The sequence below is a fragment of the Pseudomonas sp. SWRI81 genome (assembly GCF_014268545.1).
GTDB lineage: Bacteria > Pseudomonadota > Gammaproteobacteria > Pseudomonadales > Pseudomonadaceae > Aquipseudomonas > Aquipseudomonas hamedanensis.
Genome location: NZ_JABWQS010000003.1, coordinates 19989 through 39550 on the forward strand (window position 1 = coordinate 19989; position 19562 = coordinate 39550).

Below are 19562 nucleotides of genomic sequence, written 5' to 3' on the forward strand. Positions count from 1 at the left end.
AACTGGAGATACCCCCATTTCAACCGCAACAGTGCTGAATAATTCCACGAACTCCTTGAACTTGCCCGTCACATCCGGCAACTTGCGCCCTTCAATAAAACAAGGAGCAACCGATGTCCGGATCAATGGCCCAGGCGTTCGCGCACAACTTTCTCGGGCAGTCGCCGCGCTGGTACAAGGCGACAATCATCGGTTTCCTGATTATCAATGCGCTGGTGCTGTTCACCGTAGGCCCGGTCGTAGCGGGCTGGTTGCTGGTGATCGAATTCATCTTCACCCTGGCCATGGCGCTCAAGTGCTACCCGCTGATGCCCGGAGGCCTACTGCTGGTCGAAGCGCTACTGCTGAAGATGACTACGCCGCAGGCACTCTATGATGAGCTGCTGCATAACTTCCCGGTGATTCTGCTGCTGATGTTCATGGTCGCAGGCATCTACTTCATGAAAGATCTGCTGCTGTTTCTTTTCTCGCGCCTGTTGCTGGGCGTGCGTTCGAAAGCGATCCTGTCGTTGATGTTCTGCTTCCTCTCGGCGTTTCTTTCGGCGTTTCTCGATGCCCTGACCGTGACCGCGGTGATCATCAGCGCGGCGGTGGGGTTTTATTCGGTGTACCACCGCGTGGCTTCGGGCAACGATCCACGCCAGGACAGCGAGTTCAGCGACGACCAGCACCTGCCCACGCTGCATCACGACGACCTGAACCAGTTTCGCGCGTTTCTGCGCAGCCTGTTGATGCACGGCGCGGTCGGTACGGCGCTAGGCGGCGTGTGCACCCTGGTGGGCGAGCCGCAGAACCTGTTGATCGGTCACGAGATGGGCTGGCATTTCGGCGAATTTTTCCAGAAAGTCGCGCCGGTCTCCCTACCGGTTCTGGCGGCGGGTCTGGTGACGTGCGCGTTGCTGGAAAAGCTGCGCTGGTTCGGTTACGGCACGCTTTTACCGGATAACGTGCGCACCGTGTTGGCGAACTACGCCGCCGAAGACAACGCCGAGCGCACGACGCGTCAGACTGCAGCATTGCTGGTGCAAGGTGCGGCGGCGCTGATTTTGATCGGTTGCCTGGCCTTTCATATCGCTGAAGTCGGCCTGATCGGTTTAATGGTGATCGTGTTGATCACCGCGTTTACCGGGATCACCGATGAGCATCGCCTGGGCACTGCGTTCAAGGATGCGATGCCGTTTACCGCGCTGTTGGTGGTGTTTTTTGCCGTGGTTGCGGTGATTCATGATCAACAGCTGTTTGCCCCGCTGATTCAATGGGTACTCGCTCTGCCGGTGGATCAGCAGCCGGGCATGCTGTTTATTGCCAACGGGTTGCTCTCGGCGATCAGCGACAATGTGTTTGTCGCGACGATCTACATCACCGAAGTCAAACAGGCCTTCCTCGCCGGCCACATGAGCCGCGAGCACTTCGAGACGCTGGCGATTGCGATCAACACCGGCACCAATCTGCCGAGTGTGGCGACGCCTAATGGTCAGGCCGCGTTCCTGTTCCTGCTGACCTCGGCGATTGCACCGCTGGTGCGCTTGTCGTACGGGCGAATGGTGTGGATGGCGCTGCCCTATACCGTGGTCATGGGCCTGCTCGGCTGGTATGCCGTGAGTTATTGGCTATAACTGACACCATATGCCCCTTGTAGGAGTGAGCCTGCTCGCGAAGGGGCCGTGTCAGGCAACCCAACTGCTCGATGACACACCGCCTTCGCGAGCAGGCTCGCTCCTACAGTTGGGTTTTGTGCTGGATCAGCGCGGGAGGATGTATTGCTCGATCGCCTGGGCCACGCCGTCTTCGGTGTTTGGCGCGGTGACGACATCAGCCTGACGCTTCACCGCCTCCTCCGCCTGGCCCATGGCGATCGACAGGCCGGCGCATTTGAACATCGCCGGGTCGTTGCCGCCGTCGCCGATTGCAGCCGTTTGCTCCAGCGGCACGCCGAGGTAATCGGCAATGGTCGTCAGTGCGGTGCCTTTATTGGCCTCCAGTGCAGTGACATCGAGATACACCGGTTGTGAACGCGACACTTGTGCCATGCCGTTGACCTTCGGCAGCAGTTGCGCTTCCACTTCGATCAACAGTTCGGTGTTGTTACTGGTGGCGACGATCTTGTCGATGCGGTCCAGATACGGTTCGAAGCTTTCCACCACTACCGGCGGGTAGCCCAGGCCGTGCTGCTCGCGGGGCACCATCGGCCCGTGCGGATCCTTGAGCAACCAGTCGCCGCCACTGAAGACCCAAATCTCGACATCCGGCTGATCGGCAAATTGCGCCAGTGCGATCAGCGCCGTTGTCGCCGGTAAATAATGCGCGGCCAGCAAAGTGCCGTCGGGATTGACGATGGTGCCACCGTTGAACGCCGCGGTCGGCAGATCAACGCCCAAGGCCTCGATCTGCTGCAACATGGCGCGCGGGGGGCGTCCGGTTGCGAGGCTGAACAACACGCCCGCCTCGCGCAGCGATCGCACCGCGTCAATGGTGCGCTGACTCAGCGTGTGATCGGGCAGCAACAGCGTGCCGTCCATGTCACTCAGTAGAAAACGGATCGGTTTGCTCATCCCAGGCCATGCCAGACGCGGCCATCGCGAGTCAAAAGATCTTCAGCCGCTTTGGGGCCATCTTCACCCGCTGCGTACGTCTCGACGCTTGCATCCTGCTGCCAGGCATCGAGAAACGGCTGCACCGCGCGCCAGCCATTCTCGATGTTGTCGGCGCGCTGGAACAGTGTCTGGTCGCCGGTCAGGCAGTCATAAATCAGCGTTTCGTAGCCGGTCGACGGCTGCATCTCAAAGAAATCCTTGTAGGCGAAGCCCAGCTCGATATTGGCCATGTTCAACGCCGGCCCGGGTCGTTTCGCCAGCAAGTCGAACCACATGCCTTCGTTGGGCTGAATCTGGATGCGCAGGTAGGTCGGCTGCAATTCATCCACTTCGGTGTCGCGGAACTGCGCGTAAGGCGCCGGTTTGAAGCAGATGACGATTTCGGTGTCGCGCACGCTCATGCGTTTGCCGGTACGCAGGTAGAACGGCACGCCGACCCAGCGCCAGTTGTCGATCATCACCTTCAATGCCACGTAGGTTTCCGTGGTGCTGTCGGGCGAAACATTGGGTTCTTCGCGGTAGCCGTTCAATGGCTGGCCGTCGCGTTCACCGGCGCTGTACTGGCCGCGAACCGAGTTGGCGCGCGCTTCCTCGACGGTCCAGGGACGAATCGCCCCCACGACCTTGGCCTTCTCGCCGCGCACCGCATCGGCGCCGAACGCCGCCGGCGGTTCCATCGCGACCATCGCCAGTAACTGAAACAAGTGATTGGGCACCATGTCACGCAGTGCGCCGGTGTGTTCATAAAAGCTGCCACGGGTCTCGACGCCGACGGTTTCGGCGGCCGTGATCTGCACGTGGTCGATGTAATGGTTGTTCCAGAAAGCTTCGAACAGGCTGTTGGAGAACCGACTGACGAGGATGTTCTGCACGGTTTCCTTGCCCAGGTAATGGTCGATCCGGTAGATCTGCTTTTCCGTCATCACCTTGAGCAGGCAAGCGTTCAAGGCTTCAGCGGTGTGCAGGTCGGAGCCGAACGGCTTCTCGATTACCACCCTTCTGAACGCTTCAGGGGTTTCTTCGAGCAAACCGGCGCTGCCGAGTCGGCGCACCACTTCGCTGAAGAAACGTGGCGCGGTGGCCAGGTAGAACACCGCATTGCCGGTACCGCTGGCGGCGATTTTCGCCGCCAGCGCTGAATAAGTGCTGTCGTCCAGAAAGTCGCCCTGGACGTAGCTGATGCCTTTGGCGAGCTTGGCCCACAAGGCCGGATCAAGCATCTGATCGCCCTTGCCGACCTTCGCCGCCACTTCGCTGCGGATGAAATCCTCGAGCTTCTGCGCAAAGGCGTCATCGGTAACCGCGTTGTGGTCGACGCCGACGATCCGCAGATTGTCGTCCAGCAGGCCGTCGCGACTGAGGTTATACAGCGCTGGCATCAGCAAGCGCTTGACCAGGTCGCCGTGGGCACCGAACAGAAACAGCGTGGTCGGTGGTGCGGGTTCTGCCTTGGATTTTCTGCGGATCGTATGGGTCATTTCCTGGCTGTCTCCACGTGGCCGCCGAAGCCGAAACGCTGTGCGGACAGGATCTTGTCGCCGAAGGTGCCCTGGCCGCGCGAGCGGTAGCGCGAGAACAGCGAGTTGGACAGCACCGGCACCGGCACCGCTTGCTCCATGGCCGCCTCGATGGTCCACTGGCCTTCGCCGCTGTCCGCTACGGAGCCGGAGAAACCGTCGAGTTTCGGGTCGCTGGCCAGCGCATCGGCGGTCAGGTCGAGCAGCCACGAGGACACCACGCTGCCGCGACGCCACACTTCGGCAATGTCGGCCACGTTCAGATCAAAACGCTGATCTTCGGGCAGGCGCTCGCTGGATTTGGTCTTGAGGATGTCGAAGCCTTCGGCGAACGCGGCCATCATGCCGTACTCGATGCCGTTATGGATCATCTTGACGAAGTGCCCGGCGCCGGCGGGACCTGCGTGGATGTAGCCGTGTTCGGCGCGGTGGTCGTCGGATTTGCGATCCCTGGTACGCGGGATGTCGCCCATGCCCGGTGCCAGAGCGGCGAACAGCGGGTCAAGACGCTTAACCGTCTCGGCGTCGCCACCGATCATCATGCAGTAGCCGCGCTCCAGGCCCCAGACGCCGCCGGAAGTGCCGACGTCGATGTAGTGAAGGCCCTTCTCGCCCAACGTCCTGGCCCGGCGAATGTCATCTTTATAGTTGGTGTTGCCGCCGTCGATGATGGTATCGCCGGCTTCAAGCAGATTGCTCAGGGTGTCGATGGTCTCTTCGGTCGGCGCACCGGCCGGCAGCATGACCCAGACGGCGCGTGGCTTATCCAGACCGGCCACCAGGGCCGGCAGGTCGGCGACGCCCGTGGCGCCCTCGGCGGCCAGGGTGTCGATGAAAGCGGTATTGCGGTCGTAGACAACGGTAGTGTGACCGTTGAGCATCAGGCGCCGCGCAATATTACCGCCCATGCGGCCCAGTCCAATAATCCCGAGTTGCATGTGCTGATGCTCCTTACTACAAATAAATGTGTGTCATTGGTTATAGCCCAACGCGGTTGATGGAGGTTAGTCCAGAGCGTTGCGATGAAGTTTCCGGGCATTGTGCCCGATCCAGACTGATAACGCCTCGAATCGTGCCGAAGACACACCGACCATGAAAAATAAAAAAGTTCCATTCACAGGCAAAAGAAATCAAAATTGGCGCCGATAGTAAGTCACGCACCTCGAAAGCGAGGGCGACTTACAGTTGATGCACGCCATTTGCGAGGTGAGCAATGGGCACAGTACACACAGCAATGCCGCCACAAACCCTCTACGTCACGATCCGTCGCGATGAATTGCGTCAGTTGAAGGACGAGCGCGACCAGTTGAAACACGAGTTGGCGCAGCTGCGCGCATTGACTCAAGACGCCCAGCCCCAACCCCGCCCGGTTGTGCTGCGCGCGCCCAACGCCTGATCCTGCCTGCTACGGGAGCGGCCATCGTCGTTCCCGACCTGTTTCACCCCTGCGCTTGCGGCTGTTGCATGGCGCCGATTAACGAAACTTTCACATTCGCTTGGGGATACTCCGCCCCCATTCTGGCCGTACCTGCGCGTACGGCTTTTGTTCGTCGGTGTCATGGATGCGTTCCGGCGGTGGTTTGATGACTGAGCTGGAGTGCTGAATGGCATTGTTCAAACGCAGCAAAACGACTGCGACAGGTTTCGACTGGGCTGGTTTTCTCTGGCTGTTCGTATTTTTCTGGTATTTCTCCGGTATCACCCAACTGTTGATTCAGTTGACCGGCACTTCCGGCTTCACCGGTTTCCGCCAGGCGTTTGTCATGAGCGCGATCTGGCTGGCGCCGATGTTGCTCTTCCCCAGACACACCCGCTTGCTCGCCGCCCTGATCGGCGTGGTGCTATGGGCCTGCTCGATGGCCAGCCTTGGCTATTTCTTCATCTATGAGCAGGAGTTCTCCCAGAGCGTCATCTTCATCATGTTCGAATCGAACATCTCTGAAGCTGGCGAGTACATGACCCAGTACTTTGCCTGGTGGATGGTTCCGGCGTTCCTCGCGCATACCGCATTCGCTTACTTCCTGTGGACTCGTCTGCGCCCGGTGTACATGCCGCGTGGCCGCGCCTTCGTTGCGGCGATGGCGATTCTGATCGCGGTGATCGGTTACCCGCTGGTCAAGCAGACGCTGCGCATGGGCTCTTTCGCCCAGGGCTTCGAAAAATTCGAAACCCGTATCGAGCCGGCCGTGCCTTGGCAGATGGTCGTGGCCTATCACCGTTATCAGGAAACCCTCGCCGACATGCAGGGCATGCTGCACAACGTGAGCAAGATCCCTCCGCTGAAAAACCTCAAGGACGCCTCCGCCAATCAGCCCGCGACGCTGGTGCTGGTCATCGGCGAATCGACCAACCGTCAGCGCATGAGCCTCTACGGCTATCAGCGCAACACCACGCCGGAACTGGACAAGCTCAAGGACCAACTGGCGGTGTTCAACAACGTCGTCACCCCTCGCCCGTATACCATCGAGGCGTTGCAGCAGGTGCTGACCTTCGCTGACGAAGAGCATCCGGACCTGTACCTGACGACCCCGTCGCTGGTCAGCGTAATGAAACAGGCCGGGTACAAAACGTTCTGGATCACCAACCAGCAGACCATGACCAAGCGCAACACCATGCTCACGACCTTCTCCGAACAGGCCGACGAGCAGGTGTACCTGAACAACAACCGCAACCAGAACGCCGCGCAATACGATGGCGACGTCATCGAGCCGTTCAACAAGGCTCTGGCCGACGCGGCGCCGCGCAAGCTGATCGTCGTGCATTTGCTTGGCACGCACATGAGCTACCAGTACCGCTATCCGCCAACCTTCGACAAGTTCCAGGATCGCCAGGGCGTACCGGCGGGCGTGCGGGACGATCAGGTGCCGACCTACAACAGCTATGACAACGCCGTGCTGTACAACGACTTTGTCGTGTCTAGCCTGATCAAGGATTACGCCAAATCTGATCCGAACGGCTTCCTGCTGTACCTTTCGGATCACGGTGAAGACGTGTTCGACTCGGTCGGCCACAAAACCCTGGGCCGCAACGAAAACAAACCGACCGCGCCGATGTACACCATTCCGTTCATGGCCTGGGCATCGCCGAAGTGGAAGGAAACCCACGACTGGAATTTCGCTGCCGACCTGGAGCGACCGTACAGCAGCTCGCACCTGATCCACACCTGGGCCGACATGGCCGGCCTGAGCTTCGACGAACTCGACCGCAGCAAGAGTCTGGTCAGTGACAGCTTCAAGGAGCGCCCGTTGCTGATTGGTGATCCTTACCAGACACAACAGCGTGCGTTGATTGACTTCAGTTTGATGAAGCCCAAAACCGCCGCTGCAGGACCTTCGGAGGTCGTACAGAAATAAACGTTGTTCGCTTACAGGAGAGCCTCGTATCGAAAGATGCGGGGCTTTTTTGCGCTTGGAGAAAGTACAAACGCGCTTGCGGCGGGGTGTCGTTCCAGATTTTCTGCGACTGATCCACCGCGTTCGCGAGCAGGCTCGCTCCCACAGGGGAACGGGTGTGCTTCGCAGGTTTTGCGGCGGTTGCCTGCCCTGCCCTCACTCCGACTTCTTTAAATGGTCCTGCGAAAAGCTGAAACATCCGCAAATAACAATACTTCTCGTCTACCCCTAAATCCCCACCCCACCCTTCGTCTTTGAACAAACGGAAATTTTTCCCTCGAAGACAAGGAGTCGGCTGCGATGTTTGCGCCCATCACCCGTTCCATGACCCTGACCCTAGGCCTGTGCAGCGCCACTTTAAGCGCTGATCTGCTGGCCGAATCCGAAGCTGAAAAGCCTCCGCAACCCGCCGGCAATGCACTGGAACTGGCCGCAACCAACATCAGTGCGCGAGGCCTGGGCACCAGCACTGAAAACACCGAGTCCTATACCACTGGTGCGATGAGCACGGCGACGCGCCTTAACCTGTCGATCAAGGAAACCCCGCAATCGGTGTCGGTGGTCACGCGTCAGCAGATGGATGATTTCAAGCTCGGCACGTTGTCCGAGGCGATGCGCCAGACCACGGGTGTGGTGGTGCAGCATCTGGATTCGGATCGGGTCAGTTATTCTTCGCGCGGTTATGCGATCGACAATTTCCAGATCGACGGGATGCTCAACACCTTCGATCGAATGAAGTCCGACTCGGACACGATTATCTACGACCGCATCGAAGTGGTCCGCGGCGCCACGGGGCTGACCACGGGCGCAGGGGATCCGTCGGCGACCATCAACATGGTGCGCAAGCGGCCGACTGCGCAATGGCAGGCGCTGGCCGGGGTCAGCGGGGGCAGCTACGACAATTATTACAGCTACGTCGATGTCGGTGGCCCGCTGGCGTTTGATGGTCGCTTGCGCGGCCGTACGGTGCTGGCCTATCGCGACAACCAGTCGATCAAGGACAAATACGCGCTGCAACGGGAGGTTGGTTACGGCGTGCTGGAAGCCGACCTGAGCGACTCCACCGTGCTGGCAGTCGGTTACGACTACCAGAACAAGCACGTACAAGGTTCGTCCTGGGGCACCGTGCCTTACTGGAATGCCGATGGCAGCAAGGCCGGGCTGGGGCGTTCGACCAACATGGCGACGTCGTGGAGTTCCTGGCCGCTGCAAGACAAAACCGCGTTCGCCACCCTCGACCAGCAACTGGCCGGCGGCTGGCGCCTGAAAGCTGCCTACACCCACCGGCAAAGCGATACCGACGGCAAGGTCTATTACGGCGGCGGCGGATTCCCCAAGGCCGACCGCAGCGGCATGAGCGCCTACACCTCGCACATGATCGGCACGCAAAAAATGCAGGCGTATGACTTCAATGTCTCCGGCGCCTACTCGCTGCTGGGCCGTGAACACGAAATGATGTTCGGCTACGGTGAGGCCGAGCGGCGCTCGCACTCCCCTCATACGGTTGCCAGCGCGCAACCCGGCGATTACGAAACCATCCGCGACTGGAAGTACATGAGCGGTATCGCCAAATTCAGCGACACCGTCACCGATCTCACTGGTTCCAAAGACAATACCCGGCAGCAAGCCGGATACATCGCCACGCGCCTGAGCCTGACCGAAGATCTGCATGCCGTGCTCGGCAGCCGATACGGCAGTTGGGAAGCGTCCAGCACCGGCAACAAATTCGATACCAATCGGCAACTGACCGAGGTCGATTACACCACGCAAAAACAGAACGATGTCTGGACGCCTTACGCCGGGCTGCTGTACGACCTGACGCCGCAATACACGGTGTATGTGAGCTACACCGACATCTTCAAACCCCAGGGCAACCGCGACAAGAATCGCAAATACATTGACCCGGTCGTCGGCAAAAACTACGAGTTGGGCCTCAAGGGCAGTGTGTTCGAAGAGCGCCTGAACCTCTCCACTGCGGTGTTCTGGAGCAAGCAGGACAATGTCGCCGAAGTCGACAATTCAGTGCCCCCGGACCCGGTAACCCGCGAACAGTTCTACAAGTCTGGCGGCAAGGGCAACAAGGTCAATGGCTTCGAAGCCGAGGTGTCCGGTGAAGTCATGACGGGCTGGAACATGACGGCCGGTTACACCTATACCCACTCGGTCAACGGTGCGAGCGAGCGTACCAACACCAGCGAGCCAATGAACCTGTTGCGAGTGTCCACCGCGTATCGCCTGCCGGGCGAGTGGCAGGCGCTGACAGTGGGCGGCGCGGTGAACTGGCAAAGCGATGTCTACGGCAACTCGATCCGCCCGGTTGGGCTCACTACAGAAAACGCGCGCATCAACCAGAGCGCCTACACGCTGGTCAATCTGATGTCGCGATATGCGTTCGACCGCCACCTGTCGGCGTCGCTGAACATCAACAATCTGTTCGACAAGAAGTACTACGACAACGTCGGCTTTTACAACGGCGTGTATTGGGGCGATCCGCGCACCCTGACAGTGAGCCTGGACTGGACGCTTTGAGCTGTTAACACCAACTTAATGCCGCACACCCACACTCATCTTCGAGGTCTGCTTCATGGATGAACGGCTCCCACTTGTTCAGTAGGAGGCACCATGAAAATCACTACCGCAATGTTCGCTGCACTGCTCGCCCTCGTCTCTTCGAGCGTTTTCGCCGAGGGCGGCGCCGAGCGCATGCGTTATTACTACGACAACTTCCCGGTCCAGCACGCGCAAAGCGCACAGAAGGCCGACGCTGACGCAAAAGAAATCCGCGTTCCCGCCGACCAGACCGCGCAAGTCACCGAGTCTTATCGCGACTGAATGTTGTGCATCACCGATGGACCTTCCATGGCTTCGCTCTGGCTTGGAAGTAGACAGTTGGCGCCCGTTTCGGGCGCCTTTTTTATGCCTGCAGGTTCTTGATCCAGAACAGCATCTGCCCATGATCGGGATTGAACATCCCCGGGGCGAAACCGAATTTGCGGTAAGCGCCTTGTGCCACGGCGTTGCCTGCGAGGACTTCCAGGGTGATCTTGCAGCAACCGCGCTGACGAGCGATGTCCTCGACCTTGCAGAGCATTTTCTGGCTCAGGCCGAGGCCGCGGAATTTGCCGACCACCGCCACGTCGTGGACATTGACCAGCGGTTTGCAGGCAAAGGTTGAAAAGCCCTCGAAACAGTTCACCAGACCGGCCGGCTCGCCCCCGACAAACGCCAGCACGCTGAAAGCATAGGGCCGCCGCGCGAGTTCTTCGGGCAGGCGTTGCAACAGCTCCGGGGCGATCGGGTGTCCGCCGCCCATGGGGTCTTCTGCATAATGATTGAGCACGATACCGATGGCCTCGGCGTGTAACGGATTGGTGTAGCTGGCCTGAAGCACAAGAATTTCTGCGCAATCCATTTCCATCCCCGAACAAACAATCGCCCCGGCGCGCAAAGTGCGAACTGAAAGGCTGGCCGACCTTAGCGCGAGTGCGGACCGGGCCACAATTGGAAAATAGAAAGATCGCAGCCTTCGGCAGCAGCTGCGTGGGGCCGCTGCGCTCTTTTGCTTTATCAATGTCCCCAGATCAGTTCCTCGGTCCAGCCCAGTTCGGCAAAGTCTTCGGCGCGCAGTGCGCTTTCGCCGGCACAGAAAAATTCATCCAGTTGCGGTGGCTCGACCGACGTCCCGCTGAGCATCGCATGGACCTGACCTCGATGATGGATCTGATGCTCGAACAGATGCGACAGCAGACGCAGACGACTGTCATGTTGCGGTGTGTCGCGCGCAATGGTGACGATTCGCGTCAGCTCGGCATCGCGCAGTTGTTCGCAATAAGCGATCAACCGTCGGTCGACGCGGGCCTGCTCTTCGCGCAACGGGGCGGCTTCGGCAAATGGCTCGTCCTGATTGAAGAACACGTAGCAGTCCGGGTGCGGCTCGTCACCGCGCAGCTCTCGCTCCAGCGCATCGACGTAAAACCAGTCGCAGGTGAGAATGTGGTTGAGCGTCAGGCGGATGCCTGGAAAGAAGCTCACCCGTGGCGCCGCCAGTTCAGCGGCGTCGAGCTGGATCCAGGCCTTGGCCAGACGATGATTGGCCCAGGCATTTTGATAGGCCATGGTCAGCAAATGATGGGACAGCGGTTGGCTCATGTCGGCGCCCTCTCCTTGTTCAAGCTTCGGCGAAACGCTGCAGTTGCATCTCTTGTAGACGGCTGAGGGTGCGGCGGAACGGGAACTGCAGATAACCCTCGGTGTACAGCGCATCCATCGGCACCTGCGCCTCGATGCACAACGGCACTTTACGGTCGTAGCACTCGTCCACCAGCGCGATGAATCGACGTACGCCATCGTCGTGCACCGACAATTGCGGCAATTCGCGATCACCTGCGATCACCCGTACGGCGCCATCTTCGGTGCCGCGGGCAATGCGCCCCTCGCGCTTGCGCGCACTCAGGTTCGGCACTTCGCTCAACAGAATAGCCCGGTAGCGGTCGCACAGCGCGATGAAGTCCATCGCGGCGAACGGTTGCTCGCACAGGTCAGCGTAACGGCACCACAGCACGGCTTGGCTGGCCCGCACCACATTGAGCATTCGGTGCCCCACGGCAACGGGCTCGGCAGCGGCCGGTTGCCCGGCATTCAGTACGTTGAACACCTCGGGTAATGCGCTCGGCGATCCGGCCGCACCGACAAAATAGCGCTGTTCGATGGCGCCCGGATGAAGGCGGTGATCCTCGGCGCCGTTCACTGCGACCACTTGCATGTGCGCCTTGATCGCGGCAATCGCGGGGGTAAACCGGTCGCGGTTGAAGCCATCGGCATACAGATCGTCCGGCGGCAGGTTGGAGGTACAGACCACCACCACGCCCTCGTCGAACATGACCTGAAACAGGCGCCCGAGAATAATCGCGTCGCCAATATCGTTGACGAACAGCTCATCGAAGCACAGCACGCGGACCTCAGCGGCCAACTCGCGCGCCAATGCCCGCAAGGGATCAGCGATGCCGGTCAGTTGAAACGAGCGCTGATGCACCCATCCCATGAAGTGGTGAAAGTGCTGGCGCCGGGCGGGCACGCGCAGGCTCTGATAGAACTGATCCATCAGCCAGGTCTTGCCGCGTCCGACCGGGCCCCACAAGTACACACCGCTGACGGAGCGGGCACCGCTGTGCAAGGCTTCATGGCATTTTTGCAGCGCCCAGACCGCGTGTTCCTGAGCTTCATCCTGGATGAAGCCCTTATGTTGGACCGCGTGTTGCCAAGCACTCAGGGGGGAGTCGAAAGTCATGCGCGGCAGTATGCCATGACCGCGACACGAGCGGCGCTGCCCGAAAGCGATGGGTCAGCCAAGGTTTCCAGACCGATCAATTGCGTTCGCGAGCAAGCCCGCTCCCACAGGGGAGGGGGCTTGCTCCCGAAGGTGGTGGGCCAGTCAGCATTGATGTCACTGACCCCGGCGCCTTCGCGAGCAAGCCCGCTCCCACAGGTTTAGGTACACCAGAGTTATTACTGCCCACCACAAGACCAATTGTGGGAGGGGGCTTGCTCCCGAAGGTGGTGGGCCAGTCAGCATTGATGTCACTGACCCGGCGCCTTCGCGAGCAAGCCCGCTCCCACAGGTTTGGGTACACCATAGTTATTACTGACCACCACAAAACCAATTGTGGGAGGGGGCTTGCTCCCGAAGGTGGTGGGCCAGTCAGCATTGATGTCACTGACCCGGCGCTTTCGCGAGCAAGCCCGCTCCCACAGGTTTGGGGTACACCAGAGTTATTACTGACCACCACAAAACCAATTGTGGGAGGGGGCTTGCTCCCGAAGGCGGCGGGTTGCGAAAGCGGTGGGTCAGCCAGGGTTTCCAGACTGATCAATTGCCTTCGCGAGCAGGCTCGCTCCCACGTTTGGATGCGATCTCCGCGAACTAAATCCGCTGCAAATCCGATCGAACTCAAGGCAAAGCCATCGGGTCAACCCCTAACACTGGCCTTGAAATCAGGAGACCCGCGATGACTGACTATCCAAAACCACCCTTCCCCCAACAAGCCCAACCGGTGCCCGGCTCGCAGCGTAAAATGGAACCGTACCCCGACTGCGGCGAGCAAAGCTACGTTGGCTCCGGGCGACTGAGCGGCAAGATCGCCCTGATCACCGGCGCTGACAGCGGCATCGGCCGCGCGGTGGCGATTGCCTTTGCCCGTGAGGGCGCCGACGTCGCCGTCGCCTACCTCAACGAACACGAAGACGCCCAGGAAACCGCACGCTGGGTTGAACAGGCCGGGCGTCAATGCCTATTGCTGCCTGGCGATATCGCCGAAAAAGCCCATTGCCAGGCGCTGGTCGACAAGACCGTTGAACGCTTCGGGCGTATTGACGTGCTAGTGAACAACGCAGCGTTCCAGATGACCCACGAAAACTTTGAAGACATCCCCGATGACGAATGGGTGATGACCTTCGACGTCAACATCACCGCCATGTTCAGGATTTGCCAGGCAGCGATCAAACACATGCGTCCCGGTTCATCGATCATCAACACCAGTTCGGTCAATTCGGACATGCCCAAACCCACCCTGCTCGCCTACGCCACCACCAAAGGCGCCATCGCCAACTTCACCGGTGGCCTGGCGCAGATGCTCGGGCCTAAGGAAATCCGTGTGAACAGCGTTGCACCCGGGCCGATCTGGACGCCGTTGATCGTCTCGACCATGCCCGAGGAAGAAGTGCAGAACTTCGGTGGCAACACGCCGCTCGGCCGCCCCGGCCAGCCGGTGGAAGTCGCGCCGATCTACGTGCTGCTGGCGTCGGATCAAGCCAGTTACATCACCGGCCAGCGCTACGGCGTGACCGGCGGCAAACCGATGCTGTAACCGTGTTCAAGAAAAACTGAACCCAGCGGCATGACGCCTCTCCATACCTGTAAGCGCCCAACGGGCCGTCAGGAAAAGGAGATCGTCATGTCCGCACCGATCGTCAAACTCTTCACCCAACCCAATTTCGCCTGGACCGATATTCGCCGCGAAGAAGAGGCTCATCCGCGCCACTATCTTGCGCATTTGCTGGTCCTGGCGCTGATTCCTGCTGTCTGCCTGTTCGTCGGTACCACCTATGTCGGCTGGAGCCTCGCCGCGGGTGAGACGGTAAAGCTGAGCGCCGCGAGCGCTGTGCAATTGTGCGTTTTGCTGTACCTGACCATAGTTATCGGCGTGGCGTTGATGGGCGGTTTCATCCGCTGGATGTCGCGTTCCTTCGATACCCGCCCGACGCTGAATCAGTGCATCGGCTTTGCCGCCTACACCGTGACACCTTTTTTCATCGCCGGAATCGCCGGCCTTTACCCAAGCCGCTGGCTGGCCATTCTGGTGCTGGGGGCAGCATCGGTGTATTCGACGTTCCTGTTGTTCGTCGGCCTGCCGACCTTCATGCACGAGCGCCGGGAGCAAGGCCTGTTGTACTCGGCGAGTGTCTGGGGCGTCGGTCTGCTGGTGCTGGTGACAATCCTGGTGTCGATGATCCTGCTGTGGTTCAACGTGCTCACGCCTGAGTATTTGCGCACCCATGCGGGTTGATCCGGTGCGTTTGCGCCTGACGACACGTGGCGGTGCCCGAAGATGAACTTCAGCGTATGGGTCGCGGTGCTCGGCGGCGTGCTGCTGACCCTTGCTCTGACATCTTCATGGCTACGCTGGTTGCCGGTCACGACGTCAGCGGTGTGCCTGCTGCTAGGCATCGTTATCGGCCCCAGTGGCCTGAACCTGCTGAAACTGTCGCTGGAAAACGCCTCGCTGTGGATGGAGCACCTGACTGAAGTCGCGGTGCTCTTCTCGCTGTTTGTCTGTGGGTTGAAATTGCGCCTGCCGCTGCGCAACAAAACCTGGTGCATCGCTTTCGGCCTCGCCGGGCCGGTCATGCTGCTGACGATCATCGGCGTGTGCCTGCTGCTGCATTGGGGCCTGCAATTGCCGTGGGGGCCGTCACTGCTCATCGGCGCGATTCTCGCACCGACCGATCCGGTCCTCGCCGCGCTGGTCCAGGTCAACGATGCGCAGGACGTTGACAGCGTGCGTTTCGGCCTTTCCGGAGAGGCTGGACTCAACGACGGCGTTGCGTTCCCTTTCGTAATTCTCGGCCTGCTGTTATTGCACGGCGATGGCAGCCCCGGCGAATGGCAGGACTGGGTATTGCGCAGCCTGTTGTGGGCCGTGCCGGTGGGTCTGCTGACCGGTTACTGGATGGGCCGAGGCATCGGCCGCATCGCCCTGTCGCTGAGAATCCACAACGAGGACAGCACGCTGGGGCCGAATGATTACCTTACGCTGGCGTTGATTGCACTGGCTTACGTGGTTGCGGATGCAATAGGCGGCTACGGGTTTCTCTCGGTGTTCGCTGCCGGCCTCGGCTTACGCCAGGAGGAAGTCAAATCCACCGGTGTCACCCAACCGCCGGCCGAGCATTTGGTGCAACCCGTGGTCGGCCATCAGAACGTCGAACCGCAGGACGCGGTGCATGGCGATACCGCGCAACTGCAGGACAGCCAGGTGGCCGCCGGCATCATGATGGGCGACATGCTCGCCTTCGGCAGCCTGGTCGAGCGGGCGATGGAAGTCTTTCTGGTGACCCTGCTCGGCGTCGTACTGATCGCACATTGGGATTGGCGAGCGTTGTGGATTGGCGCGGTACTGTTTTGTCTGATTCGCCCGCTGAGCGTGGCTGTCATGCCTTGGGGCAGCTTGCTCAGTTGGCCCCAACGCGGGCTGATCGGCTGGTTTGGCATTCGCGGCATCGGCAGTCTGTTTTATCTGTTTTTCGCCTTGAACCACGGCTTGAGCGCCGAGGTGGCGACGGTGTGCACCGACATTACGTTATCGGTGCTGGCCCTGAGCATTCTGCTGCACGGCGTGAGTACGCAGCCGATGCTCGCGCGGTACGAACAATTGAAGAAACGAAAAATCTGATTTTTCAAGCGCTTCAAATCGTTGGAAATAATCGAATTTTTTTCTGCAAAAAAATGGATCAGCCAGCCATGGGCGCGGGTCACAACATTAACCGCGCCAATCACCGGCGCGGCCCGGCAGGTTCGGTTCCCCTGCGGCACGCTGCCTATGAAAAGGAACCTCGACAACATTAAGGTCACGGTCATGAACGAATGCTCGACTCCTGCGCAAATCAAGGCTTGCAGAGCGCTGGCTCTGGAACGCAACCGCCAACTGTTCGAAGAAGCCCACGCGCTGAACAAAGCGGCGAACGAACTGCTTGAAACGACCCCGACGGACTTCGAGCGATTCGAGCAATACCGAGCCTTACGCAAGAAAGCCGATGCGAAGTTTGAAGACGCGATCGACCATTTGTATGTCTTGAACGAAGATTTCCCGCCCATTCCAGCAGCGGCGCAGAATGCCGTGCAAACGCGGCGTGAGCTTGAGACGGCGTAATTCAGAACTCATCACCCCAGCGCTTTCTTTCGCCAGAGGGCTGGGGTGAGGAGACATCCCACCCCACCACCAATTCAGCCCAAGCGACTCATCTGCCCATCCACCTCATGGGTTGGTCACCTGAATAAACACCGCATAAACGCCCAACAGAACCCAGAACGTGGCAAAGATCCACGGCGTGCGCACCGAAAACAGCAGCGACTTGCGATAACCCTTGTGGCTCGATTCCATCTCGCTGAACAGCGGCGACTCGTCATAGGCCAGGCCCATCACCGGTTCACTGTGCAGCAATTGGCTTTGCTTGAAATGCCAGTGGTCAATGATGTCGTACGCCGCGCGAATCCCCGGCCAGGCGTTGAGTGAACTGAGCACGCCAAGCAACGCCAGAAACGGCGGCACCACCAGGGTGAACATCTTGCCCCATTCCGGATTGAGGTTAGCCATGCACGAGGCGAAGGCAATCACCAGAAACGACTGCGCTGCCAGATAGGCGTCGGTGCGATTGGCGAGGATGCTGGTCTCGTACTGGATTTCCCGGCGATAGAAATCCAGCCGTTCCTTGGGCGAGCCGAACATCTTGGCGTTATGTTCGGTCAGGGTTTCTTCAGCGGTCGACTGAGTCAGTATGCGAGGCAAAAGACGCGCCCTCCAGATGAATAAAGACCATTGGAAGGCTGCGTATTCCGACAAGTTCAGCCGGATCGACCAGTGTCCCTTTTCATCGACCGGGCGATGATTTCGACCAGGTTCATCTGCGTGAATGGCTTGGGCAGTCGTGGCAGTTGCGCGGCGAACCCTTCCAGGCGTTCGGCATAACCGGTGGCAAGAATGATCGGCAGGTCCGGTTTGAGCAAACGCACGGCATGCGCCAGTTGCGCACCGCTCATGTGCGGCATGGCCATGTCGGTGATCATCAGGTCGATGACTTCGCCCGCATCGAACAGCTTCAGGGCCTGATTGCCCGAGGTAGCACTGACCACCCGATGGCCGAGGTCCTCCAGCAACAGACTGGTGCTGGTCAGCACCAGAGAGTCGTCGTCCACCACCAGTACGCTGAGCCTTGGCACCGTGATTGGCTCGGCAGACCGGCTCTGTGAGCGGCTTGGCGCGCCCTCGCCGGCCACCGGAATCCACAGTTCGGCGGTGGTGCCGTGGCCTTTTTCACTCTTGAGGACGAAACGCCCGCCCAACTGCTCGATAAAGCCATGCACCATCGACAGCCCCAGCCCGGTGCCTTTGCCCAAGCCCTTGGTAGTGAAAAACGGGTCCCTGGCCGAGGACAAGGTGCTGGCGTCCATGCCCTCCCCGTCATCGGTCAGACTCAGGCAGACATAACGCCCCGCCGCCAGCGTCGCATGGCTTTGTTCAAGCACCACTTGCGGTTGCGCAGCGATGATCACGCAGCCACCTTCGGGCATGGCATCGCGGGCATTGGTGGCCAGGTTGAGCAACGCCAGTTCCAATTGATTGTTGTCGGCCAGCACCGGTTCCAGCCCCTCGGGAAACCGCGTCTCGATGCGGATTCCCGGTCCCAGCGAGCTGCGCAGCAGCCCGGTGATGCCTTGCACCAATTGCGGGATATCGACCGACTCGGTCTTGAGTTCCTGGCGGCGGGCGAACGCCAGCATGCGCTGGGTCAGCGATACACCGCGCAAGGCACCCTGAGTGGCATTCTCCAGGAGACGGCCGATCCTGGCGTCGTCACCCACGCGCTTCTGGACGATTTCCAGGTTGCCGAGAATCACCGTCAGCAGGTTGTTGAAGTCATGGGCGATGCCGCCGCTGAGCTGTCCGATAGCCTGCATCTTCTGCGCCTGGAACAACGCTTCGCGGGTTTTCTCCAGCGCCACCTGCGCTTCGTGGGCCTCGGTCACGTCACGGGTGATCTTGGCAAAACCCAGCAGCGTGCCCGTGTCACCGCGAATCGCATCGACCACCACGTGGGCCAGAAAACGCGTGCCGTCCTTGCGCATCCGCCAGCTTCGGTTTTCAAAACGCCCTTCGCGGGTGGCGATTTCCAGCGCCCGCTGCGGCTCGCCGTTGTCGCGGTCTTCCGGGGTGTAAAAGATTGAAAAATGCTGGCCGATGATTTCTTCCGGCAGATAGCCCTTGATCCGCTGGGCGCCCTGGTTCCAGTTGCTGACGCGCCCCTCGGGGCTGAGCATGTAGATCGCGTAATCCGTAACGCCCTGCACCAGCAGGCGAAACTGCTGTTCGCTTTGCTTGAGGGTTTCCTCGGCCATCTTGCGGTCGGTCAGGTCGCGGGTGATCTTGGCGAAACCCAGCAACTGACCATTGGTGTCGATGATCGGATCGATCACCACGTGCGACCAGAAATGCGTGCCGTCCTTGCGTACCCGCCAGCCTTCGCCTTCAAAGCGTCCTTCGTTGATCGCGGTGTCGAGCGCCTGTTGCGGCAGGCCGGCAGCACGGTCGTCAGCGGTGTAGAACCGCGAGAAATGCTCGCCAAGGATTTCGTTTTTTTCGTAACCCTTGAAACGCTTGGCGCCCGAGTTCCAACTGGTGATGATGCCATCCGGGTCGATCATGTAGATCGCGTAGTCGACAACCGCATCGATCAGCAGCCTGAAACGCCGCTCCTCGATCGCAGCCGTCCTGTTGTGTTCACTCATC

The 19562-nt window shown here is 60.0% G+C and carries 17 protein-coding genes; 9 read left to right on the forward strand and 8 right to left on the reverse strand.

Going from position 1 to position 19562, the window contains the following annotated elements:
- Window positions 1-113 precede the first annotated feature (113 nt).
- A complete protein-coding gene (nhaB, locus tag HU765_RS02780) occupies window positions 114-1616 on the forward strand; it encodes a sodium/proton antiporter NhaB (protein WP_186618952.1) in 1503 nt (500 codons plus the stop codon).
- Window positions 1617-1742: 126 nt separating this feature from the next.
- Here nhaB and HU765_RS02785 read toward each other — a convergent pair whose 3' ends face one another.
- The 3 genes from HU765_RS02785 to gnd are packed head-to-tail and all read right to left on the reverse strand — an operon-like array spanning window position 1743 to window position 5049.
- Window positions 1743-2552 (reverse strand): HAD family hydrolase, encoded by an 810-nt coding sequence (locus HU765_RS02785; protein ID WP_186618953.1) that lies wholly within the window; start codon window positions 2550-2552, stop codon window positions 1743-1745.
- Window positions 2549-4072 carry a glucose-6-phosphate dehydrogenase gene (zwf, locus tag HU765_RS02790; RefSeq protein ID WP_186618954.1) on the reverse strand — a complete coding sequence of 508 codons (1524 nt, stop codon included), beginning with the start codon at window positions 4070-4072 and terminating at the stop codon, window positions 2549-2551. The genes HU765_RS02785 and zwf overlap by 4 nt, the downstream gene beginning before the upstream one ends.
- Window positions 4069-5049 carry a phosphogluconate dehydrogenase (NAD(+)-dependent, decarboxylating) gene (gene gnd, locus HU765_RS02795; RefSeq protein WP_186618955.1) on the reverse strand — a complete coding sequence of 327 codons (981 nt, stop codon included), beginning with the start codon at window positions 5047-5049 and terminating at the stop codon, window positions 4069-4071. The genes zwf and gnd overlap by 4 nt, the downstream gene beginning before the upstream one ends.
- A 275-nt stretch (window positions 5050-5324) precedes the next feature.
- On the opposite strand from gnd, the gene HU765_RS02800 reads away from it, so the two are divergent.
- The 4 genes from HU765_RS02800 to HU765_RS02815 all read left to right on the forward strand — a co-directional run bounded on the left by HU765_RS02800 (window position 5325) and on the right by HU765_RS02815 (window position 10335).
- Window positions 5325-5507 carry a DUF6026 family protein gene (locus HU765_RS02800; protein WP_186548314.1) on the forward strand — a complete coding sequence of 61 codons (183 nt, stop codon included), beginning with the start codon at window positions 5325-5327 and terminating at the stop codon, window positions 5505-5507.
- Between the two features lie 208 nt (window positions 5508-5715).
- Window positions 5716-7464: a phosphoethanolamine transferase CptA gene (locus HU765_RS02805; RefSeq protein ID WP_186618956.1), complete on the forward strand. Its 1749-nt coding sequence runs from the start codon at window positions 5716-5718 to the stop codon at window positions 7462-7464.
- A gap of 339 nt (window positions 7465-7803) precedes the next feature.
- Window positions 7804-10032 carry a TonB-dependent siderophore receptor gene (locus HU765_RS02810; protein ID WP_186618957.1) on the forward strand — a complete coding sequence of 743 codons (2229 nt, stop codon included), beginning with the start codon at window positions 7804-7806 and terminating at the stop codon, window positions 10030-10032.
- 93 nt (window positions 10033-10125) lie between these two features.
- A complete protein-coding gene (locus tag HU765_RS02815; RefSeq protein WP_186548318.1) occupies window positions 10126-10335 on the forward strand; it encodes a hypothetical protein in 210 nt (69 codons plus the stop codon).
- Between the two features lie 82 nt (window positions 10336-10417).
- Here HU765_RS02815 and HU765_RS02820 read toward each other — a convergent pair whose 3' ends face one another.
- From HU765_RS02820 to zapE, 3 genes are all read right to left on the reverse strand, one after another.
- Complete coding sequence (locus tag HU765_RS02820; protein ID WP_186618958.1) at window positions 10418-10915, reverse strand: GNAT family N-acetyltransferase; 498 nt, start codon at window positions 10913-10915, stop codon at window positions 10418-10420.
- 155 nt (window positions 10916-11070) lie between these two features.
- On the reverse strand, window positions 11071-11652 hold the full coding sequence (locus HU765_RS02825) for a DinB family protein (protein ID WP_186618959.1): 582 nt from the start codon (window positions 11650-11652) through the stop codon (window positions 11071-11073).
- A 19-nt stretch (window positions 11653-11671) separates the two neighbouring features.
- Window positions 11672-12790: a cell division protein ZapE gene (zapE, locus tag HU765_RS02830; protein ID WP_186618960.1), complete on the reverse strand. Its 1119-nt coding sequence runs from the start codon at window positions 12788-12790 to the stop codon at window positions 11672-11674.
- A 718-nt stretch (window positions 12791-13508) separates the two neighbouring features.
- Here zapE and HU765_RS02835 point away from each other — a divergent pair.
- The 4 genes from HU765_RS02835 to HU765_RS26740 all read left to right on the forward strand — a co-directional run bounded on the left by HU765_RS02835 (window position 13509) and on the right by HU765_RS26740 (window position 16928).
- A complete protein-coding gene (locus HU765_RS02835; RefSeq protein ID WP_186618961.1) occupies window positions 13509-14366 on the forward strand; it encodes an SDR family oxidoreductase in 858 nt (285 codons plus the stop codon).
- A gap of 87 nt (window positions 14367-14453) precedes the next feature.
- Window positions 14454-15065, forward strand: a complete 612-nt coding sequence (locus HU765_RS02840; protein WP_186618962.1) for a Yip1 family protein — start codon at window positions 14454-14456, stop codon at window positions 15063-15065.
- Between the two features lie 42 nt (window positions 15066-15107).
- Window positions 15108-16451: a cation:proton antiporter gene (locus HU765_RS02845; protein ID WP_186618963.1), complete on the forward strand. Its 1344-nt coding sequence runs from the start codon at window positions 15108-15110 to the stop codon at window positions 16449-16451.
- Window positions 16452-16472: 21 nt separating this feature from the next.
- Entirely contained in the window at window positions 16473-16928 is a 456-nt protein-coding gene (locus tag HU765_RS26740) for a hypothetical protein (RefSeq protein WP_238344632.1), read from the forward strand.
- Between the two features lie 105 nt (window positions 16929-17033).
- On the opposite strand, the gene HU765_RS02855 is transcribed toward HU765_RS26740, so the two are convergent.
- Both HU765_RS02855 and HU765_RS02860 read right to left on the reverse strand, forming a co-directional pair.
- Window positions 17034-17564 carry a hypothetical protein gene (locus HU765_RS02855; RefSeq protein WP_186548336.1) on the reverse strand — a complete coding sequence of 177 codons (531 nt, stop codon included), beginning with the start codon at window positions 17562-17564 and terminating at the stop codon, window positions 17034-17036.
- A 56-nt stretch (window positions 17565-17620) separates the two neighbouring features.
- Window positions 17621-19561 carry a PAS domain-containing sensor histidine kinase gene (locus HU765_RS02860; RefSeq protein ID WP_186618964.1) on the reverse strand — a complete coding sequence of 647 codons (1941 nt, stop codon included), beginning with the start codon at window positions 19559-19561 and terminating at the stop codon, window positions 17621-17623.
- Window position 19562 lies beyond the last annotated feature (1 nt).

What these genes read in the sequence shown, in the direction of transcription:
- nhaB (WP_186618952.1), top strand. Translation starts at nt 114, where the DNA reads ATGTCCGGATCAATGGCCCAGGCGTTCGCGCACAACTTTCTCGGGCAG.
- HU765_RS02785 (WP_186618953.1), bottom strand. Translation starts at nt 2,552, where the DNA reads ATGAGCAAACCGATCCGTTTTCTACTGAGTGACATGGACGGCACGCTG.
- zwf (WP_186618954.1), bottom strand. Translation starts at nt 4,072, where the DNA reads ATGACCCATACGATCCGCAGAAAATCCAAGGCAGAACCCGCACCACCG.
- gnd (WP_186618955.1), bottom strand. Translation starts at nt 5,049, where the DNA reads ATGCAACTCGGGATTATTGGACTGGGCCGCATGGGCGGTAATATTGCG.
- HU765_RS02800 (WP_186548314.1), top strand. Translation starts at nt 5,325, where the DNA reads ATGGGCACAGTACACACAGCAATGCCGCCACAAACCCTCTACGTCACG.
- HU765_RS02805 (WP_186618956.1), top strand. Translation starts at nt 5,716, where the DNA reads ATGGCATTGTTCAAACGCAGCAAAACGACTGCGACAGGTTTCGACTGG.
- HU765_RS02810 (WP_186618957.1), top strand. Translation starts at nt 7,804, where the DNA reads ATGTTTGCGCCCATCACCCGTTCCATGACCCTGACCCTAGGCCTGTGC.
- HU765_RS02815 (WP_186548318.1), top strand. Translation starts at nt 10,126, where the DNA reads ATGAAAATCACTACCGCAATGTTCGCTGCACTGCTCGCCCTCGTCTCT.
- HU765_RS02820 (WP_186618958.1), bottom strand. Translation starts at nt 10,915, where the DNA reads ATGGATTGCGCAGAAATTCTTGTGCTTCAGGCCAGCTACACCAATCCG.
- HU765_RS02825 (WP_186618959.1), bottom strand. Translation starts at nt 11,652, where the DNA reads ATGAGCCAACCGCTGTCCCATCATTTGCTGACCATGGCCTATCAAAAT.
- zapE (WP_186618960.1), bottom strand. Translation starts at nt 12,790, where the DNA reads ATGACTTTCGACTCCCCCCTGAGTGCTTGGCAACACGCGGTCCAACAT.
- HU765_RS02835 (WP_186618961.1), top strand. Translation starts at nt 13,509, where the DNA reads ATGACTGACTATCCAAAACCACCCTTCCCCCAACAAGCCCAACCGGTG.
- HU765_RS02840 (WP_186618962.1), top strand. Translation starts at nt 14,454, where the DNA reads ATGTCCGCACCGATCGTCAAACTCTTCACCCAACCCAATTTCGCCTGG.
- HU765_RS02845 (WP_186618963.1), top strand. Translation starts at nt 15,108, where the DNA reads ATGAACTTCAGCGTATGGGTCGCGGTGCTCGGCGGCGTGCTGCTGACC.
- HU765_RS02860 (WP_186618964.1), bottom strand. Translation starts at nt 19,561, where the DNA reads ATGAGTGAACACAACAGGACGGCTGCGATCGAGGAGCGGCGTTTCAGG.